24 protein-coding genes, 1 tRNA gene and 1 pseudogene are annotated in these 25,588 nt (G+C 70.9%); 7 read left to right on the plus strand and 19 right to left on the minus strand.

The window, feature by feature from the left end:
- The first annotated feature begins 9 nt into the window (after positions 1–9).
- Complete coding sequence (locus BUE29_RS07750; RefSeq protein WP_073388260.1) at positions 10–411, plus strand: universal stress protein; 402 nt, start codon at positions 10–12, stop codon at positions 409–411.
- A gap of 99 nt (positions 412–510) precedes the next feature.
- Entirely contained in the window at positions 511–1,062 is a 552-nt protein-coding gene (locus BUE29_RS07755) for a hypothetical protein (RefSeq protein ID WP_143168053.1), read from the plus strand.
- 319 nt (positions 1,063–1,381) lie between these two features.
- Here BUE29_RS07755 and BUE29_RS07760 read toward each other — a convergent pair whose 3' ends face one another.
- From BUE29_RS07760 to BUE29_RS07795, 8 genes are all read right to left on the minus strand, one after another.
- Positions 1,382–2,452: a Wadjet anti-phage system protein JetD domain-containing protein gene (locus BUE29_RS07760; protein ID WP_084180830.1), complete on the minus strand. Its 1,071-nt coding sequence runs from the start codon at positions 2,450–2,452 to the stop codon at positions 1,382–1,384.
- Positions 2,449–6,972 carry a hypothetical protein gene (locus BUE29_RS07765; protein WP_073388264.1) on the minus strand — a complete coding sequence of 1,508 codons (4,524 nt, stop codon included), beginning with the start codon at positions 6,970–6,972 and terminating at the stop codon, positions 2,449–2,451. Before BUE29_RS07765 ends, BUE29_RS07760 begins: the two co-directional genes overlap by 4 nt.
- 63 nt (positions 6,973–7,035) lie before the next feature.
- A complete protein-coding gene (locus tag BUE29_RS07770; protein ID WP_143168054.1) occupies positions 7,036–7,830 on the minus strand; it encodes a hypothetical protein in 795 nt (264 codons plus the stop codon).
- 1 nt (position 7,831) lies between these two features.
- Complete coding sequence (locus BUE29_RS07775; protein ID WP_143168055.1) at positions 7,832–9,367, minus strand: hypothetical protein; 1,536 nt, start codon at positions 9,365–9,367, stop codon at positions 7,832–7,834.
- Between the two features lie 189 nt (positions 9,368–9,556).
- The gene (locus BUE29_RS07780; protein WP_073388269.1) at positions 9,557–10,246 is read right to left on the minus strand and encodes a Fic family protein; all 690 of its coding nucleotides are present in this window, start codon (positions 10,244–10,246) and stop codon (positions 9,557–9,559) included.
- Positions 10,227–10,904, minus strand: a complete 678-nt coding sequence (locus BUE29_RS07785; protein WP_073388271.1) for a hypothetical protein — start codon at positions 10,902–10,904, stop codon at positions 10,227–10,229. The genes BUE29_RS07780 and BUE29_RS07785 overlap by 20 nt, the downstream gene beginning before the upstream one ends.
- Complete coding sequence (locus BUE29_RS07790; protein WP_159440845.1) at positions 10,901–11,866, minus strand: TIGR04255 family protein; 966 nt, start codon at positions 11,864–11,866, stop codon at positions 10,901–10,903. Before BUE29_RS07790 ends, BUE29_RS07785 begins: the two co-directional genes overlap by 4 nt.
- Positions 11,867–11,911: 45 nt before the next feature.
- The gene (locus BUE29_RS07795) at positions 11,912–12,247 is read right to left on the minus strand and encodes a hypothetical protein (RefSeq protein WP_073388275.1); all 336 of its coding nucleotides are present in this window, start codon (positions 12,245–12,247) and stop codon (positions 11,912–11,914) included.
- Positions 12,248–12,609: 362 nt separating this feature from the next.
- Between BUE29_RS07795 and BUE29_RS07805 the strand changes: the two are divergent.
- A pseudogene (locus tag BUE29_RS07805) lies at positions 12,610–13,143 on the plus strand (integrase core domain-containing protein); the annotation flags it as partial.
- A gap of 49 nt (positions 13,144–13,192) precedes the next feature.
- Here the strand turns inward: BUE29_RS07805 and BUE29_RS07810 are convergent.
- Positions 13,193–13,284 (minus strand) — tRNA-Ser (locus BUE29_RS07810).
- A gap of 179 nt (positions 13,285–13,463) precedes the next feature.
- A complete protein-coding gene (locus BUE29_RS07815; protein ID WP_073388279.1) occupies positions 13,464–14,711 on the minus strand; it encodes an MFS transporter in 1,248 nt (415 codons plus the stop codon).
- Positions 14,712–14,874: 163 nt separating this feature from the next.
- On the opposite strand from BUE29_RS07815, the gene BUE29_RS07820 reads away from it, so the two are divergent.
- Together BUE29_RS07820 and BUE29_RS07825 are read left to right on the plus strand one after the other, a co-directional pair.
- Positions 14,875–16,371 carry an MFS transporter gene (locus tag BUE29_RS07820; RefSeq protein WP_073388281.1) on the plus strand — a complete coding sequence of 499 codons (1,497 nt, stop codon included), beginning with the start codon at positions 14,875–14,877 and terminating at the stop codon, positions 16,369–16,371.
- A 32-nt stretch (positions 16,372–16,403) separates the two neighbouring features.
- Positions 16,404–17,114, plus strand: a complete 711-nt coding sequence (locus BUE29_RS07825; RefSeq protein WP_073388283.1) for a TetR/AcrR family transcriptional regulator — start codon at positions 16,404–16,406, stop codon at positions 17,112–17,114.
- 3 nt (positions 17,115–17,117) lie between these two features.
- On the opposite strand, the gene BUE29_RS07830 is transcribed toward BUE29_RS07825, so the two are convergent.
- The 6 genes from BUE29_RS07830 to BUE29_RS07855 all read right to left on the minus strand — a co-directional run bounded on the left by BUE29_RS07830 (position 17,118) and on the right by BUE29_RS07855 (position 22,570).
- Positions 17,118–17,924: a tyrosine-protein phosphatase gene (locus BUE29_RS07830; RefSeq protein WP_073388284.1), complete on the minus strand. Its 807-nt coding sequence runs from the start codon at positions 17,922–17,924 to the stop codon at positions 17,118–17,120.
- A gap of 22 nt (positions 17,925–17,946) precedes the next feature.
- Complete coding sequence (locus BUE29_RS22770) at positions 17,947–18,309, minus strand: hypothetical protein (RefSeq protein WP_200800099.1); 363 nt, start codon at positions 18,307–18,309, stop codon at positions 17,947–17,949.
- Positions 18,310–18,380: 71 nt separating this feature from the next.
- Positions 18,381–20,219 carry an acyl-CoA dehydrogenase gene (locus tag BUE29_RS07840; RefSeq protein ID WP_073388288.1) on the minus strand — a complete coding sequence of 613 codons (1,839 nt, stop codon included), beginning with the start codon at positions 20,217–20,219 and terminating at the stop codon, positions 18,381–18,383.
- A 137-nt stretch (positions 20,220–20,356) separates the two neighbouring features.
- Positions 20,357–21,568, minus strand: coding sequence for a phosphoglycerate dehydrogenase (gene serA, locus BUE29_RS07845; protein WP_073388290.1), 1,212 nt, complete (start codon positions 21,566–21,568; stop codon positions 20,357–20,359).
- Between the two features lie 123 nt (positions 21,569–21,691).
- The gene (locus BUE29_RS07850) at positions 21,692–21,964 is read right to left on the minus strand and encodes a GlsB/YeaQ/YmgE family stress response membrane protein (protein ID WP_073389525.1); all 273 of its coding nucleotides are present in this window, start codon (positions 21,962–21,964) and stop codon (positions 21,692–21,694) included.
- A 63-nt stretch (positions 21,965–22,027) separates the two neighbouring features.
- Positions 22,028–22,570, minus strand: coding sequence for a VOC family protein (locus BUE29_RS07855; protein ID WP_073388292.1), 543 nt, complete (start codon positions 22,568–22,570; stop codon positions 22,028–22,030).
- 96 nt (positions 22,571–22,666) lie between these two features.
- On the opposite strand from BUE29_RS07855, the gene BUE29_RS07860 reads away from it, so the two are divergent.
- Positions 22,667–23,122, plus strand: coding sequence for a MarR family winged helix-turn-helix transcriptional regulator (locus tag BUE29_RS07860; protein ID WP_073388295.1), 456 nt, complete (start codon positions 22,667–22,669; stop codon positions 23,120–23,122).
- 22 nt (positions 23,123–23,144) lie between these two features.
- Here BUE29_RS07860 and BUE29_RS07865 read toward each other — a convergent pair whose 3' ends face one another.
- Positions 23,145–24,098: a peptidoglycan-binding domain-containing protein gene (locus BUE29_RS07865; protein ID WP_073388297.1), complete on the minus strand. Its 954-nt coding sequence runs from the start codon at positions 24,096–24,098 to the stop codon at positions 23,145–23,147.
- Between the two features lie 214 nt (positions 24,099–24,312).
- Here BUE29_RS07865 and BUE29_RS07870 point away from each other — a divergent pair, with 214 nt between their 5' ends.
- Positions 24,313–24,684, plus strand: a complete 372-nt coding sequence (locus BUE29_RS07870) for a hypothetical protein (protein WP_073388299.1) — start codon at positions 24,313–24,315, stop codon at positions 24,682–24,684.
- Positions 24,685–24,727: 43 nt separating this feature from the next.
- Here the strand turns inward: BUE29_RS07870 and BUE29_RS07875 are convergent, their stop codons facing one another.
- Positions 24,728–25,198: an SRPBCC family protein gene (locus BUE29_RS07875; protein WP_073388301.1), complete on the minus strand. Its 471-nt coding sequence runs from the start codon at positions 25,196–25,198 to the stop codon at positions 24,728–24,730.
- On the minus strand, positions 25,195–25,566 hold the full coding sequence (locus BUE29_RS07880; protein WP_073388302.1) for an ArsR/SmtB family transcription factor: 372 nt from the start codon (positions 25,564–25,566) through the stop codon (positions 25,195–25,197). The genes BUE29_RS07875 and BUE29_RS07880 overlap by 4 nt, the downstream gene beginning before the upstream one ends.
- Between the last annotated feature and the right edge of the window lie 22 nt (positions 25,567–25,588).

Consider the following 25,588-nt stretch of genomic DNA (forward strand, 5'->3'; position numbering starts at 1 on the left):
GCTCGTCCCATGAGCGTCGTCGTGGGGTACGTGCCGGATGCAACGGGTCTCTTGGCCGTCAGGCAGGCGGCGCAGGAGGCGACCTGGCGCGGGACCGACGTCGTCATCGTCAACGTCATCGGGGCGAGCGGCTACACCACGCCGACCGCCGCCGACGAGCAGCACATGGACTCGGTCGCGGCGCTGCTCGCCGACGGCGGGGTCGCGCACACCGTCCGCACGGTCGGCGCCGAGGAGGGCGTCCGCCCGGCCGAGGCCATCCTGCAGATCGCCGACGAGGTCTCGGCCGACCTGATCGTCGTCGGCATCAAGCGCCGGTCCGCCGTCGCGAAGGCCGTGCTCGGCAGCACGGCCCAACGCGTGCTGACCGGCGCGGTCTGCCCCGTGCTCGCCGTCCGCTCCGACGACTGACCCGCACCCTCGCTGCCCCGACCTTCGAACGCGACGGGCGCACGTAGCCGCTTGCCGTGTGCGGCGTGGCCGGGAACTCCGCGCAGCTAGGCTGCCGCCATGCGACGCCACCTCGCGACCCGCGGTTGGCTACCGGTCTTTGCGGCATCGGCCGTCGCAATCGGTTGCGTGGCGTGCGCATCGGACGAGCAGACGACCGTCACCGTCCGCAGCAGCAACAGCTACTACGGCGAAGCTTCCTACGACGACGGCGTGACCGATACCCGTGCCGCGATTCCGGCGGTAGACCTGCCCACTGCGTCCGGCGCCAGTCTGACTGTGCACGCCACCGCGGAGGCGCCCCCCACGCCGCGCTTCGCGTCGCGGTACCTGCGACATGGCAACGGGTCGCGCATCCAGCCGGCGGACCACCACGCAACCATCCGATTTGCCATCTCGAACTGGAACGGCAGCCACTTCTCCCACAACACCTGGGCGGACCCGGGTGCGACCCCCGTCCGCGTCGGCAGGTCGACACCGACAGACGTGCTCGCACGCGTCTACACCCTCGTTGTCGGCGACATCGTCGAATTCACCGACCGCGCGGGTCCCGAGCTCAGCCGAAGCGGCCCGACCCAGGTCGTGGTGCTGGAGGTCGTGAGCCGCGGTTAGCTGTCAGCCCACTCACGGCGCGGCTCCCACACCCCAAGGGCGCCTCGATCACACCGGCACGGGCGCGTTCGGTCGGTCGACGGTCGTGCCACCGACATCCTCCTCGGCACTCTGGCGGGGCTCGCAAAGTTGAGCGAGTACCCCTCCGGCCTAACCCACGAAGGCTCGTAGTCGCCAGCCCGTGGTGTCTCCGATGCGAAGCGACGCGGACCTAAGCCCAGCAGCTTCCCTTAAGGCGCCCCCTCCCGCCACTGCTACGACTACCGCGAAGCTGCCTGATGGACGATCAGCGCCGAGTGTGTCGCCGGAATCTCAGCGGTCAGCAACCGGCCCAGCCGGCACCGGTCAGAGCACGCACCCCGACCGCCTCCTGCGGCATTCGGCATCCCGACGCCAACAGGGCGGCAACCCGGTCTGCGACATCGGTGCCTGCTTCGTCGGGCCCAGCGAGCCAGCGGGTCAGATCGGCAGCTGCGGCTACCTCGACACTGCGTCCGGCGGTCTGCTCAGCGCCGCTGTTCAGAAGTTGCCGGTACAGACGCAGCGCCGGCCGGACCGGCGGCAGCTGCTCGAGGTCGGAGATCCGGGCGGCTGCGGCCGGGATACGCAGCCCGTCGAAGTCGAGGTCACCGAAGTAGCGGACCTCGTCCGCCGCGGGGTGTAGTTCCGGAACTGTCCGGACCGACGCCTCGAAGGCGCCGCCCGCTCCCCATGCCACCCAGCCGATGCCGAACGGCTCGCGGCGCACGCACTCGAGCAGGGTGGTGAAGGTATCGGAGTTCTCGACGACGAGAAGGACGCCGCCGGGCCCGGTGTGCACCGCCGGGAGCGGCGGATGAGCGCGGAACGTGCGCAGCAGGGCGAGGGTCAGCCGGTCCGGGCCGAACAGGCCGGTGCCGAGCAATCGGTCGAGGGTCTTCTCGTGCCCGAAGATCTCCAAGGACCGTTCCCGCAGCGGCACCCGGTCAGTGTCGCGGCTGCGGTCACGCAGCCAGTCATTCACGCACGCCAGGCGATGCACCTGTGACACGGTCAGGCGGGCGGTCGCCGCCCACGCCAGTTCCGGGCGCCACACTTTCGCCCGGGCCATCGCGGCCGCGGTCGGGGTCGCGTCCGGCGCCGGGAGCGTCACCTGCCGCGGAAGCCAGGGGCGGGCGGTGCGGTCCTGGGCCTGGGAGGACGACAATAGGCCGGCGGCAGCGAGCGTACGGAGATCCTCGGCTAGCACCGCCCGCTGCTCTGCGCGGCCGACCGAGGCCGGGTCGGCTTGGGCTGCGAGCCGCCACAGATCTTCTAGGCGCACGGTGCGGTTCGGCCACTCCTCGAGCGCCGCGGCCAGCCGCGCCTGGCGGCCGGTGAGGGTCCCGGTCTCGGGCACCGCGGCCGTCACCGGCCTGCCGGTTTCCGGTCCGGAGCGCTGCCGCTGGCTGCGCGCGTGCGCAGGTGAACCCGGGCTGCGGTGACGGTGCCGGGCCGGGAACCGGGGGTGTCACCGCCGCCGGCGGGCTCGTATGGGTCCGGCAGGCGGCGGCGCATCTCGTCGGCAACCTCGATGTATTTCAGCCCGGCCCGCAGGTCGGCGTCGTTCCGCATCCTGATCCACAGCGGGAACGAGGCCAGCGCCCGGTCGTCGAATAGGCCGGTCGTGTACACCAGCTGGACGTTGAGGGCGGCGGCGACCATGGTCTGCATGTCGAGCAGGTAGCGGGCCGACGCCTTCCCGATCGGGTTGTCCAGGAACAGCACGCCGGCGTGCGGTGACCGCAGCCGGCCGCGGTTGTTGGCCTTCAACGCCGCCAGGGTGCAGTACAGCAGGATGGCCGCGGTGAGTTCCTGCCCGCCGGAGAAGACGTCGTTCATCTCCTCGACCGGGGCGCGTTCGTCGCGCAGCACTTGGTCCGGTTTCAGGACCGTTACCCGGAACCCGTTCGGGACGGCGGCTTTCACGCCGGCCAGCAGCAGGTTGAACCCGTCCCGGCGCGACGACCGCGCGGCCTGCCCGGGGTCCCGTTCGCGGGCCAGCTTGTCGAGCAGGTCCCCGACGCGGGTGGCGATGGTGGCCGCGTCCGGGTGCGTGTATCGGATCTGCAGGAAGTCCTTCCCGGCCCAGTCGCCGAGGGTGTCCGGCAGCCGCGACAGCCGCGACGCCTGCCCGACGGTCCTCAGCGCCTGCTCGACCAGCGTGGCCAGCTGCCGGGCGATGATGCCGCGGTGCCGCAGCGCGTCCTCGAGCTCGCCCTGCAGCGATGTGCGCCGCGCCGTCATCTGGCCGGACCAGTCGACGGCGTTGGCCGCGACGACGTCGCCCGGCGAGTCCAGCAGCGCCGTCCGCAGCGGGTTGCGCATCTGCTCGTACTTCTCCGAGCGGGTGAACTCGATGAGTTCGTCGTGGGCGCGGCGGGCGGCGTCGCGGGCCAACTGCTTGGCCAGCGTGGTCTGCTGCAGCTGGTCCCGGGCGGTTTCGGCGGCGGTCTCGGCAGCGGCGGCCACCCCGGCGAACGGCGGCACGTCTCCGGGCTCGGTACTGGTCGCGTTGCCGCTGGCCTGCAGGACGGCAGCCAGCGGTCGGTACGTCCCGCCGAACGCGGCCGCGCGGCGTTCGGCGTCGACGACCCGGACCGTGAGCGTCTCGATGCGGCCGGTCACCTCGTCCAGCGCAGCCTGCGCGGCCCGTTGGACGACGGTCGCGCGGGCGAGCAGCTCGTCGCCTTGCGCGATCGATGTCGGCCGCCACTCTTGCGCCAGGTTGATCCAGCTGCCGCTCCCGTCACCCGGAGCGGAGTCGGCGTAAGCCGTCCGGGCCTCACCGACCCGGACGGCGACCTCCTCCACGCGGCGGGTCAACGCCTGCACCTGCTGCTGCGCGAGTTCGGCCGCACGGGCCCACAGCGACGGGGCGGCGCCGTCCGGGCCGGCGAGCAATTCTCGCGCGGCCTGCAGATGATCGACGGGCCGCATCGCCAGTTCCCGATGGAGGGACTGGGCCGTCTCGGCGGCCTTGTCCGCGGCAATCTTCAGCTCCTCCGCGGGCGCGGCGGCGCGGTAGTTCGCTGCGGCCGCGTCGTAGGCGGCGGTGAGCTCGGCGACCGTCTCGGTGGGCGGTTGGACGTCCACGGCCCGCGTGGATGTCTCCACGCCGGCCATCGCGTGCCGCAGCCGTGCCGCCTCGTCCCGGCGGCGGCTACGGTCGGCCCGGAGCTGTTCGGCCTCGGCCAATGCCTGGTCACGCCGAGTTTCGGCGTCCTCGGCCGCGCGGCGGGCCGCGGCGGCGGCGTCGTGGAGGCCGGGCAGGTCGGCTTCGACCTGCTCGGCGGCCCGGACGGCGTCGGCGAGCATGGCGAGATCCTTGACCCGGTCCGCAGCGGCCCGTTCTCCGTCACGGGCCCGGCCCAGCTGCTCGGTCGCAGTTTGCCGGTCCTGCTCGGCTTCGGTGACCCGATGGGCGGCGGCGGCGTGCGCGACCTGTGCCGCGTCCGCGACCGCGGTGGTCTCGGCGGCGGTGGCCTGCAGCGCGGCCAGGTGCCCGGCCGGGTGGTCCGCGCGCCACGCCGCGATCGTAGCGCGAGCGGCGCTGAGTTCCTGGACCTGCCGGGTGGTGCTGGTGATGCTCTCGCTGCGGGCGGCCATGACGCTCAGGATCTGGTCGCGGCGCTCCGCGGCGGCCTGCTCGTCGTACATGGCGGGGCTGGCCTCGACGACGAACCGGTCATCGGCAACGGTGACGAGCTGCAGCAGCGCCGCGCCGCTGCCGATGGTGACGGCTGCGGCCGGCAGCAGCCGTGCCTCAAGCAGCACTTCGCGCGCGGCGGGCAGCTGGCTGGGGTCGGTGACGACGATCCCGTCGGCGAGGTCGGGGTGGGCGGCGACAAGTTCCGGCCGCTCGCCGGGTGCAGCCGCCCCGGACAGGTACCGCCACCCGGAGTGCGCGGCGATCCCGGCCTCGGTCAGCTTGCCCAGGGCCCGCTCGACCTCGCTGCGGGGCGGAAGGAGCCCACCGTCGCCGAGCGCGTCGAGGACACGCTGGTCGTCGCGCTGGTGGCCGCGCAGCTCGTCGAGCGCGTCGGTGTGCGCGTCCATGTCGTCCTGAAGCGCGGCCGTGATCGCGTCAACCCGGTCGTCGAACGCGGTGACCAGCAGCGGCTCGTCGCCGCCGACCGCCTGGTGCACCGCCGGCAGCGCCGCGACGCGCCGCGTGTGTTCCTCGGCTGTGTGAGCGGCGTCGACTGCGGTGTGGCGACGGGCGACCGCGGCTTGGGCGATGTCCCGCTTCCGTCGTTCCTCGTCCGTGGCGTCCTTCAGCGCGGTGGCGGCGTCGGCGTCGGCTCGCTCGCGGTCGGCGAGCTCCAGTTGGGCGGCGTCGTTGACCTCGCCCGCAGCTGCCGCCTCGTCGGGGACGGACCGGGGGGTGGTGCCGGGGCGGGCCAGGCCGCTCGCGACGGCCGCAGCGACCTTGGCGGCCGCGTCGTCGACCACGCGTTTCATCTGCTTGGCCCGTTCCTCCAGCCGCGATGCGGTCTCCAGCGCGCTGCTGCGTTCGCCGTCGGCGTCAGCGGCGTCAGCCGTCCGCGTGGCGGCACGGGTCTCGGCGTCGGTCGCGTCGGTCTGCGCGGTCGTGGCGGCGGCGTCGAGGCCAGCGAGCAGCCGCGCGGCCGCCTGGTCGCGCCGCCGCAGCGTCGGCGCCGCCTCGGAGTCGGCCGCCTCGAGCAGCTGTGCGGCCTCCTCGGCGCGAGCCTGCGCCGTGACGCTCTCGGCCAGTTTCGGGACGACGGTCCACCCGGCCGCGACCAGCTGTTGCCGGGCCAGCCGGTCCCGGACCTCGCCGGCTTCGGCTTCGGTCTGCTGCTGCCGCAGCCGCAGCGTCTGCCGTCGGACCTCGCGGATCACCTGGGTGGCGCGATCGCGTTCGGTGGTGCGGGGAGCGTGGAACGTCTCCGCTTCGGCGAGCTCGCCCTGCAGGGTCTCCTCGGCGCGGGTCTCCTGGACGTGCCGGGCAGCGAGCGCGGCAGCGAGCTGCTGGGCGGACGTGCGGGCCGCCGCGGCGCGGGCCGCGGTGTCGGCGTCCTCCTGGTGTGCGCCGGCGAGCACGTCGAGGCCGGCGATCGCGCCGTCGAGGAAGTCGCGTTCGAGCAGCATGCTGTCGCGCTCGGCCAGGGTGGCCGACCACTTTTCGAAGTTGTCGGCGACCGCGACGGAGTCCTCCGGCTCGGACACGATCGTGAGCAGCCACTCGATGAACTCGGCCGAGGACTTGAACGCGAACGCGTTGGCGGCGTCGCCTTCGTCGACGTTCATGCGGCGTTGGATGTCGAACAGGTCCGGTTCGAGGCCGAGGCTGCGCAGGTGCGTGACCCACTGCCCCTGGTCCTCGCCGATCCAGGCGACCTGCACCGACGGGTCGGCCTGGCCGATCTCGCGCACCTCGTCGCGGTAGCCCTCCAGCCGGCGGCGTCGGCCGGTGTCGGCGACCGGGAGGGTGTCGAAGGTGAGCATCCCGTCGGTGGGCCGGAACGAGTACCAGGCTTCGACGAGCGGGTTGGTGCCGGCGGGGACCCTGTTCCGGCGCTGGAACACCTTGCCGGTGACGACGAGGTCACCGGTGGTGACGTTCATCCATTCCAGCGCCACATGCCCGGTGTCGGTGTCGGACACGAACTTGTCCAGTGACGCGCCACCGACGGTGCGGCGTCGGCCGGGCAGAACGACTGAGAACAACAGCTTGAGCAGCACGGTTTTGCCGCCGCCGTTCTCGAGCATCAGCAGCGACACCGGCGACGGGCGCCGCAGGATCGGGCCGAGCAGGGTCGCCTGCCCGACCGGCGCGCCGATGCCGGACAGGTCGAGGGTGACGTCGGCGTACCGGGCGCCGCGGGGACCGATGCCGACGAGCCGGGCACGGTTGATTTCATACATGCGCTGTCCTCACGGGCGTCGAAGAGGGTACGGCGGACAGGTCGACGGGCTCGAGGTGGTGGCTCACAGTTCGGCCACGGCGTCGTCGGTCCAGACGAGGGTGACGAGCGTGCCGGTGCCGTCGGTGATGGCGGGGACGCCGAGGCGGACCAGATCCCCGAACAGTCGGGCGCCGGCGTCGAGGACCTGCACCCGGTACCGGGACGTGGTGCGGTAGGTGCCGCCTCGTTCGTCGCCGGCCGGAGCGAGCATGCCGTGGTCGGCCAGGAACGCGAGCGCCTTGCCGACCATGCCAGTGGTCGAGCTGGCGACGCGGCGCCCGTCGCCGGAGGACGGGCTGGCGGCGCGACGCTGGTAGACCCGCCAGGCAACTTCGAGGTCGGGCTGGTCGGTCGGCGGATCGAGCTCCTCGCCGTCCGCGGCGGCCAGTTCGGCGAGGCGGCGGGCTGCCTCTCGGACGAACGCGTCGACGCCGTTGACGGTGATCCGGCCGACGTAGGCGGGGTTGGCAAGGTCGGCTGGGCGCGGGTACGCCATCGCGGCCGCGCCGAGGTGGGCCAGGGCGTGCAGCACCCGCTCGGCGGCGCGGCCTTCGCTGGCCGTCCGGCGGGCGTAGTCGCCCATCCGGACAGCGAACGGGGAGTCCTCCGTCGCGGCGGCGACAAGGCCGTGGCTGTCGTCGACGTCGAGCACGATGAGGTCCATCCCGAACGCGACGGACGTGACGGCGTCGGCGAACGTCGCGTCGCCGCGGTAGCGGCGCACGAGGGCGGCGTACTCGGCGTCGCGGGCGGGGCGCACCTTGGGGCGCAGCCCGAAGGCGATCAGCCGTGCCGCGTCGCGGGTGTCGGTGCTCATCTCAGCCGGTCCTTTCCTGCACGTCGTCGTCGTCACGGGGTTCGGCGCTGGGGTCGGTGTCGGGGGTGTGGGCGGCGGGGAGGAGCCCGGCGCGGGCGACGAGCAGGTCCGACCCGACGAAGTCCGGGTCGTTGAGCGGAGTGCCGTCGTCGACGGCGACCATTACGTGCCGTTCCTGGTTGTTGCGGGCGGCGCCGATCTCCTGCGCGGCTAGGGCGAGGACCCTCACCACGGTCAGCAGCGGCAGGTCGACCACGTCCTCGGCCCTTTCCTGGGTGTCGCGGGCTTGCTCGAGCAGTCCGGACAGCCGCTGCGGTGCGTCCGGGTCGAGAGCGAGCAGCCGGTCGAGCGCGGCGTAGGTCGCCTCGTTGAACCGTTCCGGTTCGGTGATCTCCTCCAGCTCCGGTTCGGTGATCTCCTCGCCAAGCATGTCCCGTTCCACTGGTGGCGTGGTGAGCCCGTCGTAGAGGTCGATGAGGCGAGGCGCGAGGGGTACGTCTAAGCCGACGGAGGCGCGGAAGTAGCCGTCGAGGGCGGCGGACGCCGCCTGGACGGGCAGCCGCAGCGTCGGGACCAGGAGTTGGCCGTGCAGATCCAGGGCGACGGCCGCGGCCGGATTGATAGTGAACGTCTGCCGGTCCTGTTCGGCCCGGAACCGGCCGCGGGCGTCCTGGAGGCCTCGTTGCAACTGGGCGTGGCGGCGCAGGCATTCCCGCACCAGTTCGACCAGGCGGGCCGCTTGCTCCTTGCGTTGTTCGGTGTCCGCGGTGTCGCGGGTCTCGGTGATGCTCAGCAGGATCGCCGACTCGGTACGGGTGCGTTCCTCGATGTGTCCGAGCGCGTCGGAGAGGAACTTCGGCATCTCCTCCACCCAATCGACGTTGCGAACGTCGCGGGTGGTCGCGTCCAGATGCAGCCGCAGCATTTCGCCGTACCGGATGGTCTGATAGCGGGCGGCCTGCGCGGCCGCCTGGGCCTCGGACAGCTTCCCGCGCCGGATCAGGACCTCCAAGCGCAGGTCCGCGGCGATCTGTGCGGACTCGATGTCGACGTCGAGCGCACCGACGAGCACGTTTACCGCCTCGTTGGACGCGCGCAGGTACAGCTCGCCGTCGGCGCCGTACGTCTCCTCGAGGAGCTTGAAGTCGAAGTGCCGGCGGGAGTATCCGCCCGGGCCGGTGACGCCGTACACGGCCCGGAATCCGCGGTCGGCGTTGCCGGCGTTGAGAAGGTTGTCCAGCACCCAGGCGGCGACCTCCGCGTGCTCGTCGGCGGGCCGGTCCGGTGCCTGTTCGGCGGCGGCCGCGATTACCCCGGACAGGACATGGTCTGGCCGGGCGCCGCGGTCGAAGTCCATGGCGAGGGTGACGAGGTCGATTGCACTCAACGCCAGTTCGGACATCTGGTAGATCGTCCAGTCGCCGGTTTTCGCGCTCTTGCGGGCATCGAGGTCGTGCAGGGGCACGGTCGTCGCCAGCGCCTTGATCCGCAGCGCGAAGCCCGCGTCGGTCGTCGCTACGAACTCCTGCCCGGGCATGACGATCACGCTAGGGCGTACCTACGACGATTTCGTAGGATGGCGCAAAGGTTTCGTCCGCGTGGGGTGCCAGTGACCGATGTGAGTGGCGCGGTTGGAAAGGCGCGGCCCGGATCGCCCGCATTCACGTGCAGCGCCTCCTTCGCTCGTGCGCAGCGAGCGACCGGCTGAAGAGCAACTGCTCACCAATCAGGTGAGCAAGCGGCGGAGGTACAGCTCCATGACGTGATCGTTGCCGACCATCTGCTGTGCAGCGGCGAGGTCGTAGCTCAGCGTCAACCCCGCCGCGCCCATCGGGACCGCACCCGGGCGTGGTTTGCCGGGGAGGGGCACTGGGATACCGAAGTAGGCGCCCACTGTGACGACAAGAAGGCGCGCCGTCGATCCGTTGATGTTGACGAATGGGTGAATACGAACCCATTCGCCGTGCACCCAGGCGAGGAGGGCTACGACGTCATCGAACAGTTCCTCAGGCATAGGGGGCGCCGAGTGACGACGCGTACCGAGTCCGGATACGCGTCGTGCGAGCTCGGCGAAAAAGCTCCGCACCTGCGATGGGACTTGGCCCGGCGGCGTGCCGGGGACGTTGTTGACGTGGACGGGGCAGGCGGCTAAGCGGCCGGCTGGCGGTCCTTCGCCGCGGAAGTGACCGGCCACGAACGGGTCGATCAGGCGTACTCCGGCGACCGCCTTCTTGTGCCAGCGGCGGAGGTCCTCCTCGGTGACGAGCTGACCGCCTCGCCCGAGCTTCGCGGCTTGCTCACGAACGCCGACGAGCTGGTCGGCGATGCGGGCTTCGTTGACGGGTGTGTCCGCCCACGGCCAGGGGCGGGAGGTCGCTCGACGAGGCGGCCGGTTCCTACGGGGCTTCGGGGGCAAGAGACCGCCCGGGCCAATTTACCTCGCGGTGCAACTGCTCGGGCTCGTCTTCGCGCCAGGCTTGCGCTGCGCTCTCCCAGTCAGCGTCGGTGAAGGTCCGCCGAGGGGCGGGCTTTGCTCGGCGGAGCCAGGCGTACCCGTCCCGCTCCACGGCTGTGACGTAGGCGTCGCCGGTGCCACGAGCGTCTCGCCGGGTGCTGTCTTGAAGCCAAGCCCGCACTGTTTGGTCGCCGTACTGCGCGACAAGCAATCCGATGATGGCGTGGAGCCGAAGCAGCAGACCGGCTTTGTTGGGCTTGACCTCGGCGGTCGGCACGTTGCGCCAGTACGCCAGGGACGACTCGGCAAGACCCACGCTTGCGACGACATCTGCCTTGGTGGCGAGAAGCCACCGGCTTAGATCACGCGCCGCGATCGCAGCGGGGTGCTCGCGGGCGGTTGGCGCACTTCGCTGCCCTTGCTCACGCAGCACGATCGTTACGTGGTGGAGCAGCAGCTCCCACGAGGAGATCGGCGTGACGGCCTCATGGCGAATCCCAGTGGGCGTGATTCCCCAGTCCGAGAGATCTGCCGAGACGGGCGTGCTCAATTCTTCCGGCGGCAGCCCGGTCGCGTCGACCGGCAGCCGTGGCATTCGCAAAGTGCGCATCGTTGTCATGGTGACTTCGCCTCCCCCCGCAAGTAGCCGAGCATGGACTCTGAAACAAGGTGCTGGAACAGCGACACGCTGACATCGTTCAGCTGCGAGATCAATTCGGGGAGCTGCGTGCTCGCCCAAAGGGTCGACGTCTCGGTGTAGGTGTCGATGTCCAGCAGGAAGCGGCGTTGTCCATCACCGTCGTGGACAGGTCCCGATCGCACCGATGATCGGATCTGGTCGTCGATCTCAAGGAGCATCCGCTGCTCGAAGGCGAGGACTCCATCACGAAGTGTGTCGTCGCTAAGTGGGGCCGCCAAGACTGCGTTGAGCCGCTGCTGCCAGTTCTCGTCCGAACCGTCGGTTTCTGGCGCCGGAAGCAGGTTGATGAAGCGCAGACCGACCCGCGTGACGAGCGTTGGGGCGGCTTGCGCTGTGACTGCGTCCAGTGCGGTAAGTACCCGCGGCAGCATGTCGTCGAAGCCGGTGAACTGCGGCGTCTCCAGGGAGACGGAATCGGGCAGCAGACTGAGGTGCCAGGCGTCGTCCTCGCTGGTCAGCCGCCATCCGCGCCGTTCGGTCGGCCCGGCAGGAAGAGGCCCGTTGAGGCTGACCAGAAGTTCCTGTGCTGAAAGCTGCGCGACCTGCGGATACGGGTGACCGCTGACTGCGAGTTGGTCTTGGAGCCCACCAAGCAGCTCACCCGGCACAGCGTCGCGTTGCGCGTCGAACCGCACCTGTGTCGCGACCAGCGAGAGCGCGGCGTTCGGCAGCGGGCGACGATCAGGGGACGACAACTTCAACATGACCCCTCCATCGACCTTACTGTAGGCCAACTGTAGCCAGCGAGAGATGTGATTCTTCACGATCACGCCGAGCCGACAGCTGTGATGCTGGTCGGGCGAGCACTCGGTCGGGCCTGCGCTGCCACCGGCCTTGATCGTCGTGCCCAGCCCCACATCGTCCGCGATCAGCAGCGCCACGCGCGGCATGTGCAGGGCCTCTGCGACAGGTTCGAGCTGGTAGTCCTAGATCTGGATGCCGGCCCGGAACGGCGCCTGCGACGTCGCGACGTCCGCTGACGCGACGGTGCCCCACCGGACAGCGTCGATCAGCGCGCCGAGATGCTGCGGAGCGTTCCACTGATCCGGGCCGGGGACGTCGGGAAGCGCCCCTGCCGGAACGATGGCACGGCCCGGCTCGCCCTCCCACGCAACCTCGAGCTCCTCGCCGAGGTCGTCCTCGGACACGGAGGTCAGACGGATGAGCGTGCGGCCAGGGACAACGCTCGCCGCGAGCTCGTCGGCCGGGAGGCTTGATAAGTTCAGGTCTGACACGACCCACTGCTGCCCGCGCACGCGCACGCGCTGACCGCCCTCAAGCGCGTCGGGGGTAAGGGTCTCGACTCGAGATCCTAAGTCACGGCCGTGGTGTTGAAGATCAGCAACACCACGGACTGCGCGTAGCTTGCGCGGTACCTAGGCCACAGAGGCAACGTCTTCATCCCGGTCGACAAGCGGCGCGATCCCTTCGTACAACGCTCTAAGCCAAAGAGTCGCTCGTCGCCAGGCCCGACGAAGTCCAGAACGGCCCTCGCTCTCGCGGATGCCACTTCGGCGGTGCGCTGCACGTCGTCGTCACCCACGGCGTGCGCGTCTTCATCGCCGCGGAGGCAGCGATGTCGGCCCTAGCCTGGGCGACGTTGTTCTGCCAGTGCTCGAGACGGGAGACCGAATTACGGCGCCTGGACGCCGTGCAGAAGAACTCACGCCTGAACCACCCCACCACCTGCGGCAAGGTCGAACGCGTCCAACAGACGATGAAGAACTGGCTGCGAGCACAACCTGGCCAGCCGACCACCATCGACGAGCTGCAGTCACTGCTGGACACCTTCGTCGAGCTCTACAACCATCACCGGCCACACCGAGCCCTGCCTCAGCGCGCAACGCCGGCCGCGATCTACCACTCGCTCCCCAAAGCCACCCCAACACCCGGCGCCCGCACCAGCGACACCCACCACCGCGTCCGCCGCGACACCATCGACGACTCCGGCGTCGTCACCCTGCGCGTCCACGGCCGCCTGCACCACATCGGCATCGGCCGAACCCACGCCCGAACCCACGTCATCCTGCTCATCGCCGACCTCGACGTCCGCATCGTCGACGCCGCCACCGGCGAACTCCTACGCGAGCTCACCATCGACCCCAGCCGCGACTATCAACCCACCGGCAAGACCAGAAAATCAAGAAACAACAGCTGAACCCACGAAACGCAGGTTCACCTGTCGCCGATGGCCCGAGACATCACACTGGCGGAGGGCGTGGGATTCGAACCCACGATGACGCTTCCGCGCCATAGCGGTTTTCAAGACCGCCGCACTAGGCCACTATGCGAGCCCTCCGGATGGTGCGGCTCGACCCTACTGGGGCGTCGGGGTGCTGCGGATCGCCTCCACGGAACGTGATGGGTCGCGATGACTCCGACGTCACGTTCCGGTGACGACATCGCCCAGGATCGGGCGACTGCGTGCGCGACGGACCGCAACGGTCGGTGTGGCGTACCCGGCTCGGCTGAGCAGGCTCACGCCGCGGGAAGGACCGGGGACGGGCCGTCGTCGTGCGCGACGTGCGCGAGCTGGCGCCAGATGAGCCCCACGAACACCGCCGACCCGCCGAAGGCGAACCAGAACGGCGCGGTCACGCCGTAGTGCTGGGCGAGCAGTCCGCCGACGCCCGAACCGACGACGAGGCCACCGAAGACGCCGACGACGTTGACCGAGTTGACCCGCCCCTGCAGCGCGGTCGGGACGGCACGCTGGCGCACGGTGATCGACGTCGCGCCCCAGACGAACGCGTGCGCGCCGAACACGAAGAAGATCACGAGCGCGACCCACGGCACCGTGGTCAGCGCCAGGCCCAGGTGCGTGACGGTCTCGATGATCAGCCCGACACGCAACAGGTTCCCGAGCGAAACGTGCCGGGTGATGCGGTCGTAGCCGAGCGTCCCGGCGAGCCCGCCCGCGGCCTGGACCGTCGTCACCAGCCCGAAGCCGACCGCCCCCAGGCCGAGGCGGTCGGTCGCATACACGACGAGCACCGACCAGGCGGCCCCGAACGTCACGTTGAAGATGAGGATGGTGAGGACGAGCGTCCGCACGGCGGGATGGTGCACGACGAAGCGGAAGCCCTCGGCCACGTCGCGCCGCAACGACGTGACCGTCTCGCCCCGGCCGTGGGTCGGGAGGACGACACGCGCGACGAGCCCGATCGAGACGAGGACGAGGACGGCCTGGGTCGCGAACGGCCAGGCCCGTCCCGCCGCGAACAGCGCGGCGCCGATCGGCGGCCCGACCAGCTGGTTCAGCGTCACGAAGCCCGTCTGCAGCCGGGCGTTGCCGACGGCGAGATCCTCGCGCCGCACGAGCATGGGCAGCAGGGTCTGCGAGGCGTTGTCGGCGAAGACCTCGGCCGTCCCCATCACGAACAGCGCCCCGAGCGCCACCGCGACCGACACCGTGCCGGTGACGATGGTGAGCGTCAGTGCGGCGAGGACGACGCACCGCGCGGAGTCCACCGCGACGACGATGGCGCGGCGGTCGCGCCGATCGGTGAGTGCGCCGGCCAGTAGGCCGAACAGCAGCGGCGGCAACCACTGCGCGGTCGCGCCGAGCGCGATGAGGAACTTCGAGTCGGTCTGCGACGCGACCAGCAGCGGCCCGGCGGCGACGGCGACGCCGTCCCCGAGGTTGGACGTCCACGTCGAGGCGAGCAGCCAGCGGAAGGGCCGGCCGAAGCGAGGCGGCGCGACCGCGTCGACCACCCGGCTCACGGCCGCGACGCTATCGCCCTGGCGCAGCCGATCTCGGTGTGGTCCAGGTCTCGTAAAATCGGAGGACACATCTCCGTATTCGCGAGTACGGTGGTCCGAGAACCGGAGGTACAAGCTCCGCTAAGTCCTACGCTACCCCTAGGAGTCCCTCGTGACCGCCACGATGACGAAGTCGCGCACCGACGCGACCTCGGCGGGTGACACCCACGCCAAGCGCTGGTGGATCCTCGCCGTCCTCGGCATCGCGCAGCTGATGGTCGTGCTCGACGCGACCGTCGTGAACATCGCGCTGCCCACCGCCCAGACCGACCTCGCCTTCTCCGACAGCTCGCGCCAGTGGATCGTCACGGCGTACTCGCTGGCCTTCGGCTCGCTGCTGCTGATCGGCGGCCGCATCGCCGACATCGTCGGCCGCACCCGCATCTTCATCATCGGCATGATCGGCTTCGCGATCGCCTCCGCCGTCGGCGGCGCCGCCGTGAACGTCGGGATGCTCATCGCCGCCCGCGCGGTCCAGGGTGTCTTCGCCGCCCTGCTCGCGCCCGCCATCCTGGCGCTGCTGACGACGACCTTCACCGAGGCCCGCGAGCGCAACAAGGCGTTCGGCATCTTCGGCGCCATCGCCGGCTCCGGCGCCTCGATCGGCCTGCTGCTCGGCGGCGTCCTCACCGAGTACGCGAACTGGCGCTGGACGCTGTTCGTCAACCTCATCTTCGCCGTCATCGGCGTGGTCGGCGGGCTGAGCCTGCTGCAGAACGAGGTCTCCGAGCACCGCCCCAAGCTCGACGTCCCCGGCACGATCCTCGTCTCCGCCGGTCTCTTCGCACTCGTCTACGGCTTCTCGCACGCCGAGACCGACAGCTGGAGCAGCCTGATCACGATCGGCTTCCTCGCCGCCGCCGGCATCCTGCTCATCGCCTTCGTCGTGACCCAGATGCAGGTCAGGCACCCGCTGCTGCCGCTGCGCATCGTCACCGACCGCAACCGCGGTGGCGCGTTCCTCGCCATGGTGCTGTCGGCCATGGGCATGTTCGCGGTGTTCCTGTTCCTCACCTACTACCTGCAGGCGTCGCTCAAGTACAGCGCGGTGATGTCCGGCGTGGCCTTCCTGCCCATGACCGGTGTGCTGGTGGTCGTGGCGGGCGTCGGCTCCACGGTGCTCATCCCGCGGGTGAGCCCGCGCATCCTGATCCCGCTCGGCATGCTGCTGGGTGCGCTGTCGATGTACCTGCTCACCAACATCGGCGTCGACACCGCCTACGTCTCGCACGTGCTGCCCGCGCTGCTCGTCCTGGGCGCCGGCCTCGGCCTGGTGTTCGCTCCCGCCTTCAGCCTGGCCACGCTCGGCGTGAACCGGGACGACGCGGGCGTGGCCTCGGCCGCGGTCAACACCGTGCAGCAGGTCGGCGGCGCCGTCGGCACCGCCCTGCTCAACACCATCGCGGCCTCGGCCCTGACGTCGTACTTCACGTCGCACCCGCCGGCGAGCCGCACCCCGGCCGCCGTCCAGGCGGCGCGGGCCGAAGCCCTCGTGCACAGCTACGTCGTGCCGTTCTGGTGGGCCACCGCGATCTTCGCGTTCGGCGCGGTCGTCAGCGCACTGGTCCTGCGCTCCGGGGTGCCGGACATCGACCACGAGAACGCCGCAGTCGTAGCCTGACCACCACCACCCGCGGACGGGAGGCACCAGCCATGACCACGGTGAACGACGACGTCACCGAGTCGACCGACGAGGACACCGTGCTCGACGGTGCCTCCCGCCCGCTGCGCAAGGACGCCCTGCGCAACCGGCAGGCGCTCCTCGCCGCCGGCCGCGAGGTGTTCGCCGAGCGCGGCCTCGACGCCAGCCTCGACGACATCGCGCATCGCGCCGGTCTCGGCGTGGGCACGGCGTACCGGCACTTCGGCAACAAGCACGAGCTGGCCCGCGCCATCTTCACCGCCGCGGTCGACGACGTCATCGCGCTCGCCGAGCAGGCCGCGGCCGACGCCGATCCCTGGTCGGGGCTCGTGCGCTTCCTCGAGGGCGCCGCGGCCGCGCAGGCCGCCGACCGGGGACTGCGCGAGGTCATGATGGGCTTCCACGACGAGCTCGAGACCACCCGCATCAACAACGCACTCACCACGTCGCTCAATCAACTGGTGACCGCCGCCAAGGCCAAGGGTCAGCTGCGCGAGGACGCCGAGGCGTCCGACGTCGGCGTCGTCGTGCTGATGCTGTGCACCGTCGCCGACGTGTTCGGCGACTACTCCTCCAACCTGTGGCGGCGCTACCTGCCGATCCTGCTCGACGGGCTGCGGCCGGGCGGGGTGCTGCCCGAGCCGCCGCTGGACGACGAGCTCGTCCGCGAGGCCTTCGCCAGCCACAAGCAACGGCTGGCGGGGCGTGCGCCCCGCGTGTGAGCGTCAGGCCAGCAGCTTGGCCCGCAGGGCCGCGCCGTCCGCGTCGGTCCAGCCGTGGGTGCGCAACCAGGCGGGGACCCCGCCGTACTGCTCGGTGACCGCATCGAGCAGCCGCCGCATCGTCTCGGCCCGCGGTCGGTGCCGGTCCTCGTCCACCTGCCCGGCGAGGTCACCGGCATAGGTCGTCGAGGCCCGCAACCGTGCCAGGATCGCCCCGATGCGCTCCGCGGTCCGCTCGTAGTCGGCCACGATCTCGTCCCGCTCGACCCCGACCTCGGCCAGCGCGAACGCGACCACCACGCCGGTCCGGTCCTTGCCGGCCGCGCAGTGCACGACCGTCGCGCCGGGGCTGCCCGCGATCGCGCGCAGCGCCGCGATCACCGAGTCGGGGCGGTCGTCGAGATAGGCGAGATAGACGCCGGACGCGCCCCGACGGCGCTCGTCGTCGGACGCCGGCAGCTCGCGCTCCTGCCAGGGCAGCACCACGGTGCCGTCCTCGGCCGAGGCCACGTCGGTGGTTCCGCCCGCCTCCGGGAACAGCGACAGGTGCCGCACGTCCACCGCCGGCTCGCGGGTCAGCGGGCCCGGCCCCTCCGCCTGCACCTCGACGCCGGTGCGCAGGTCGACGACGGTACGGACACCGACGTCGTCCACGAGCCGGCGCACGTCCGCGTCGCTCAGACCCTGCAGGTTGTCCGCGCGCACGAGCCGGTGGGGCGCGACGGCGCGGCCGTCGGCGGTCGGGAGCCCGGCCAGGTCGCGGACGTTGACCGCGCCGTCCAGGTCGAGCCAGGCGGGGGTGATGGTCACGTGGACCGAGCCTACGGCCCGCTCAGGCGAGCGTGCGCTGCAGCCGGGTCCGGACGATCGCGGCGAGCTCGTCACGCAGGGCCAGCTGCTGCGCGGCACGGTCGTCGCCGACGCGCGCGACCACGGCGCTGCGGGCGTCGGCGACCTGCGCGTCGTTCGCCGCGGCGAGGGAGAGCTGCGGCGCGGACAGCGTCGCGACGACGGCGTCGGACGTCGCCAGCACCCGGTCGATCGTCCCGTGCGGGCGCCGGGCGACCATCGCGTCCATCCATGCCGGGCTCGCGCACAGCGGGCGGACGAGCTCGAGCGCCGCCGGAGCCGACACGGCGTCGAACGCGGCGACGTCGAGCCGGGCATCGTCGGGGTCGACCCGCTCTTCGGACATGCCCTCGAACATACGAGGGCCCCGCCCGATGGTGTCGGACGGGGCCCTCGACGTCGGCGTCACTCAGCGGGTCAGAACGACTCCTCGGCGACGTCCATCAGCGCGTTGTCCATCGCCTCGGCGGTGGCGCGGCGCGCGCTCAGCTCGGGCAGCACCGTGGTCGCGAAGAAGCGCGCCACGGCGGGCTTGCCGGCGTAGAAGGCGCGCTCGGCGGCCGACAGCCCGTTCTGGTCCAGCTTCGTGAGCGCGACGGCGGCCTGCCGCAGCAGCAGGTAACCGACCATGAGGTCGCCGGCCGAGAGCAGCAGCCGGGTGGTGTTCTGGCCGACCTTGTAGACGTTCGCGACGTCCTCCTGGCCGCTCATGAGCTGGTTGAACATCGCGCCGACGATGCCGCCGAGGTCGTCGAGCGCCTGCGTCAGCAGTGCGGCCTCCTCCTTGAGCCGGCCCTCGTCGGCGATCGACTCCAGGAAGGCGGTGACCTCGTTGGAGATCGCGCCCAGCGCCGCACCCTTGTTCTTCACGATCTTGCGGAAGAAGAAGTCCTGGCCCTGGATCGCGGTGGTGCCCTCGTAGAGCGTGTCGATCTTGGCGTCGCGGATGTACTGCTCGAGCGGGTAGTCCTGCAGGTAGCCCGAGCCGCCGAAGGTCTGCAGCGCCTGCGCGAGCTGGTCGTAGGAGCGCTCGGAACCCGCGCCCTTCACGATCGGCAGCAGCAGGTCGTTGATCGCCTCGTCCAGCTCGACGTCGGTGCCGGCGGCCTTGCCGACGATGATGCGATCCTGCGCGCTCGCGGTGTAGTAGACGAGCGAGCGCAGGCCCTCGGCGTAGGCCTTGTTCAGCATCAGGCTGCGACGGACGTCGGGGTGGTTGATGATCGTGACGCGGGGCGCGGACTTGTCGGCGGCCTTGGTCAGATCGGCGGACTGGACGCGGCTCTTGGCGTAGTCGAGCGCGTTGAGATACCCGGTCGACAGCGTCGCGATGGCCTTGGTGCCGACCATCATGCGGGCGTGCTCGATGACCTGGAACATCTGCGCGATGCCGTTGTGCACGTCGCCGACGAGCCAGCCCTTGGCGGGGATGTCGTCGATCTCGCCGAAGCGCAGCTCGCACGTCGTGGACGCCTTGAGGCCCATCTTGTGCTCGACGTTGGTGACGAAGGCACCGTTGCGCTCGCCGAGCTCACCGGTCTCGGGGTCGAAGAGGGTCTGCGGGACGACGAAGAGCGACAGCCCCTTCGTGCCGGCGCCGGCGCCCTCGGGGCGGGCCAGCACGAGGTGGACGACGTTGTCGACCATGTCGTTGACGCCGGAGGTGATGAACCGCTTGACGCCCTCGATGTGCCAGGTGCCGTCGGGCTGCTCCTTGGCGATCGTGCGCCCGGCGCCGACGTCGGAGCCGGCGTCCGGCTCGGTCAGCACCATGGTCGAGCCCCAGCCCTTGTCGACCATCTGCTGGGCCATCTTCTTCTGGGTCTCGTTGCCGTTGTTGTAGAGGATGCCGGCGAACGGCGCCCCCGCCATGTACATGTGCAGCGCCGGGTTGGACCCGAGCACCTGCTCCGCGATCGCCCAGACGACGGTGCGGGGGACGAGCTGGCCGCCGAGCTCGGGCAGCGTCTCGAGCCGCCACCACTCGCTGTCGAAGAGGGCCTTGAACGACTTCTTGAACGACTCGGGGAGCTTCACCGAGTACGTGTCCGGATCGAAGACCGGCGGGTTGCGGTCGGCATCGGCGAAGGACGCGGCGAGCGGGCCCTCGGCCAGCTTCGCGACCTCGGCGATCATGCCGCGCGCGGTCTCCTCGTCGACGTCACCGAACGGTGCGGTGTCGAGCGTCTTCGCGGTCCCGAAGACCTCGAACAGGTTGAACTCGATGTCGCGGACGTTGCTCTTGAAGTGGCCCATGTGCCGGTACTCCTGATCTGGTTCCTCGCAGCGGCGAGCACGGGGGTTACCCGTCAGTAACTTCAGGATATTACCGGTCGGTAACGCAGGCAAGCGACAGCGCGCGACACCGATCCGCGTCACAGCCCGCAAGCGGCTCAGAAGATGACGCGCAACCGGATCGTCTCGGGCATGGCGCGGATCTGGTCGACGATGGTCTGCGTCGTGCCACTGGCGCTGTCGGTCACCACGTAGCCGACGTCGCCGCGCGTGCCGAGCAGCTGGGCCTCGACGTTGACGCCGTTGTCGGCGAGCAGGCCGTTCACCCGGGCGAGCACCCCGGGCACGTTGCGGTGCAGGTGGATGAGGCGCAGCGTGCCGTCCGGGCGGGGCAGCGAGATGCCGGGCACGTTGACCGACATGCCCGTGGACCCGTCCAGCACGTAGTCGCGGAACTTGCCGGCCACGAAGCGCCCGATGTCCTGCTGGGCCTCCTCGGTCGAGCCGCCGATGTGCGGCGTGAGGATGACGTTCGCCAAACCGCGCAGCTCGGAGACGAACTCGTCGCCGCGGCCCTTGGGCTCGACCGGGAAGACGTCGACGGCCGCGCCGGCGATGTGGCCGGACTCGATGTGCGTCCGCAGCGCCGCGTAGTCCACGACGAAGCCGCGGGACAGGTTCAGGAACAGCGAGCCGGGACGCATGAGCGCGAAGTCGGCCTCACCGAAGAAGTTCTCGTTGGCCGGGCGTCCGTCGACGTGCAGGGTGACGACGTCGGAGTCGGCGAGCAGGTCCTTGAGCGAGAGGCAGCGCCGGGCGTTGCCCAGGGCCAGCTTGTCGGCGGTGTCGAAGAAGAGGACCTTCATGCCGAGGTTCTCGGCGAGCACCGACAGCTGGGTGCCGATGTTGCCGTAGCCGACGATGCCCAGCGTGCGGCCACGGACCTCGTGGGCGCCGCTGGCGGACTTGTCCCACACGCCGTCGTGCATGAGCGCGTTCTTCTCGCTGAGGCGACGCGTCAACGAGATGATCTCGGCGATGGCGAGCTCGACCACCGAGCGTGTGTTGGAGAACGGGGCGTTGAACACCGCGACGCCGGCGGCGGACGCCGCGGCGAGGTCGATCTGGTTCGTCCCGATGCAGAAGGCGCCGATGGCGACCAGCTGACCGGCGGCGTCGATCACGCGCTGGCTGACGTGGGTCTTCGAGCGGATGCCGAGCAGCCCGACGCCGGCGACGCGCTCGACGAGCTCGTCCTCGTCCAGCGCACGGTCGAGCGTCTCGACCTCGAACCCGCTCGATCGCAGGATCTCCACCGCGTCGGGATGGATCTGCTCGAGCAGCAGGGCACGCGTGGGACCGTCGGTCATCGAGCAGGGCCTTCCTTCGTCACGCCGCGGCCGGTGGTGGCCGCCTCCTCCGCGAGTCTAGTGAGGACGACGAAACGCCCCGCCCCCGAAGCGTTCCGGGGACGGGGCGACGACGAGAGTGCGTCAGGCGTGGACCTGGCGGCGTCCGCCCACCTTGCGCCAGACGAGCAGGACGAGGATCGAGCCGAGGACCGAGCCGACGATGCCCGACACCTGGAACATGCCGTCGTCGCCGTCCTTGTGGAAGATCAGGTAACCGAGGAAGCCACCGACGAGCGAGCCCACCATGCCCAGCACGATGGTGCCGATGATCCCCATCGGGTCCCTGCCCGGTACGAGCAGCCGGGCGATCGCACCTGCGATCAGTCCGACGATGATGAAACCGATGACGAACATGCGTGCCTCCTCGGGCGACGTGGTCGCAGCGGGCATACCCGCCGAGTCGGACGCCGCTAACCGCTAGCTCACAGCAGGACCGGTCCCGACGCCGACCGCGCTCCGGCTGATGCCGATGCCACCGGCGGTGGTGGGGCCGTAGCGGGCGATCTCGCGGCCGAGATCCAGCGGCCGGATGCCGGTCCGGCCGGCGAGCGCCGCGTCGTCGAGCAGGTCGGCCGGGACGATCCACGCGACCTCGAACTCGAGGCCGTCCGGGTCCTGCGCGTAGAGCGACTTGGTGGTGCTGTGGTCCGAGGCCCCCACCAGCGCGCCCGCCTCCGCGAGCCGCGCGGCCAGGGTCTCCAGGTCGTGCAGGGTCTCGACCTCCCACGCCAGGTGGTAGAGCCCGACCGTGGTGCGGCCGGCGCCGGAGGCCGCCGCGTCGGCACCGATCTGGAACAGCCCGAGGTCGTGATCGTTCGACGACGCCGCTGCTCGCAGGAACGCCGCGCGGCCGGCGAGCTCGGTGATGACCTCGAAGCCGAGGACGTCGCGGTAGAAGGCGACGCTGCGTTCGACGTCGCGCACGTAGAGCACGGCGTGGTTGAGGCGATGGACGGGCATCGGCGAACCTGCTTCCTGCGACGCCGCACCGTCGTCGAGCCGGGCGGCGAACTTGGTTGATCGCTCAACCATACGCCACGGACGTACGCTGCGGGGGTGACGACCACGTGGCTCTCACCCGCCGAGCAGCGGGCCTGGCGGGCGTACGTCGAGTCGACGAAGGTGCTCTTCGACGCCCTCGATCGACAGCTGCAACGCGACGCCGACATGCCGCACGCGTACTACCAGCTGCTCGTCCGGTTGTCCGAGGCCGACGGACGTTCCCTGCGCATGAGCGAGCTCGCCGAGCTGACGCTGTCCTCGCGCAGTCGGCTCTCGCACGCCATCGCCCGCCTCGAGGAGCGCGGCTGGGTCATCCGGTCGGACTGCGAGACCGATCGCCGCGGCCAGATCGCGACGCTCACCGACGCCGGCTTCGACGTGCTCGCCACGGCCGCGCCGGGGCACGTCGCCGCCGTCCGCCGGTTCCTGGTCGACGGCCTCAGCGCCGACCAGCTCGCCGAGCTCGCCCGCATCGGCGAGTCCATCGTGGCCCGCGTCAACGACGCCTGACGACGCCGCGGGCCGATCGTCGCTACTTCACGGCCGCGAGCAACGCCCGCCACGTACGCGTCCACATCACGCCACTTCGACCCAGGTGGTGCTTGGCCTGGAAGCGGCGGACGGCGGCGACGGTGGCGCCCGTGTAGTGGCCCGTCGCGCGCACGTGCAGCGCCGTCTGCAGCGCGGTCACCGCGGGGCCGGTGAGACCGCGGCGCAGCGTGGCGCCGGAGTAGGCGACGAGCGCCTTCTTGGTCGACGACGACTTCCTGGGCGCCTTCACCGACGCGTAGTTCTGGCAGCCGCTCAGGTTGCGCTTGCGGTACATCGGCGCCCAGTTCATGCCCTGGTAGCGGCAGGGGCCGTAGTCGGTCGCGTAGACCCGCTTGGTCCAGAACGTCGTGCGGCCCATCGCGCCGTTCCAGCTCAGCGAGATGTGGACGTGGGTGCGGTGGCACCAGTTGTCGTTCGCCCGGCTGGGCAGCTTGCCGCAGCCGTTGTAGTCCTCCCAGCGGCCGCTCCAGGCGCCCCACATGCGGTTGTCGTAGATCAGGTACATGACGCCGAGCCGACGCGCCATGGCGAAGCGGTTGCCCGCCTTGTCGGTCGCGAGCAGCCACGCGATCGCGGCCTTCGCCGCTGCGTGCTGCGCCTTGTTCCGGATGCTGACCATCCAGTCGATCGCCCGACCGTCGTAGTGCTCGCTCCGGCTGCCGTCGGTGCCGCAGGCGTAGGTGGTGTTCCAGCTGCGTCCCGCGGAGTAGGTCGCGGCGAGCAGCGTGGCCAGCTTGCGGGTCCCCGGCCGGGTACGGGGGTCGCAGGCCACCTGTCCGCTGTAGCCGGCCATGGGCTCGATGGTGGCGGGCAGGCCGCTCGGGGTACGGGGCGCCCGGGTGGCCGCCTGCGCCGCCGTGGGCGCGACCAGCAGGGCCAGGGCGGCGAGCGTCGTCGCGACGAGCGCACAGAGCCGGGAGAGCGGGCGGGGCATCGGGCTACCTCGATCGTGTCGGCCGTCGACGGAATCCCGCGACGGCTGCCGTACCCCCGGCACCATCCACCCGCCCGTTCATTCTGACCGACCGCTGCCGATAAAGAAAGTGTTAGCTCGATGGATTGCCGTCGATGTGGTTTAGCCGAACTGACCCCGGGGTAAAGACGACCAGGCCCGTGACCGGCGGGTCGCGTACACGCACGGAGGCGTGATGACCTCGACGGCGCAGTCCGAGCCGACGGTGCTGCCCGAGCAGGCCGCCGGCTTCGAGGTCGCGACCGTCTCCGCCGACACCCTGCGCGCCGGCATCCGCGTCGTCGGCACCCTCGACGCGACCACCACCCCGCTATTGGCCGGCATCCTGCGCACTCACACGGTCGCCGGCCGCCGTTACCTGCGCGTCGACCTCCGCGCCGCCACGCTCGACGACGCGGCGACGATCGACCCCGCGGTGGTCCGCACCCTCGCCGCGGCCCACGCCGCGGTCGACGCGCTCGGCGGCATGCTCGTGCTGGAGAACGCCACCCCGCTCGTCCTCGCCGCCGCCCGAGCGGCCGGGTGCTACGCCCGGGCCGCCGACTGACGACCCGAGCACGCGGCCCGGCGCGGCCGATCGGCGGCGCCCGTCAGGGTCGGTCGAAGGACGCGCCGAGGGCGTCGAGCAGCTCCTCGGTGCCGGCGCGACGCTGGTCGTTGGTGTCGAGACCGTCCAGGTAGGCGCCCTGCTCGGTCAGGACGAGGCGCGTCCCACCCGCCACGGGCGTGACCTCCACGGTGGCGACCGAGACCGAGATGCGGCGCCCGTCGAGGTGCATGTCGTAGGACCACACGATGCGCCGGCCGTCCACGATGTCGTAGAACGTGGCGTCGAAGTCGTAGCTGGGCCCGTCGTGGACCTGTCCCCGCATGTGCTCGCGACCGCCCACGCGGAAGTCGAGCGTGTGCTCGGCGACGACGTCGCCCTCGGCGTCGGGTCCGAACCAGCGCGCCTTGGCCTCGCGCGACGTCCACGCGGCGAAGACGCGCTCCGGGGCGGCGGGATAGGTGCGTTCGACGACGAAGTGGTCGTGGACGACCGAACGGTCGGTGGTGGTCATGACTCGTCCTCTCGGGATCGGTCGCCGCCCCCGGGCGGCGGCAGGTCGGGCTCGGCCAGGAAATCGCCGAGGCGATCGAGGCGGTGGGCCCAACCGCGCTTGCGCTCGCCGATCCAGTCCTCGACGGTCGTCAGGGTGGTGACGTCGAGACGGCACGTGCGCACCCGGCCGACCTTCTCGCTGGTCACGACACCGACCTCCTGCAGCACCCGCAGGTGCTGCAGGAGCGCCGGCATCGACATCGGCAGCGGGTCGGCCAGCTCGCTGACCGACAACGGCCCCGTCCCCAACCGTTCGACGATCGCGCGCCGGGTCGGGTCCGCGAGCGCGTGCAGCACGCGGTCGACCTCGGTCAGATGGTTAGGCACACGCTTAAGTATTGGCACGCGC

It is taken from the genome of Jatrophihabitans endophyticus, from assembly GCF_900129455.1.
Classification (GTDB): domain Bacteria; phylum Actinomycetota; class Actinomycetes; order Mycobacteriales; family Jatrophihabitantaceae; genus Jatrophihabitans; species Jatrophihabitans endophyticus.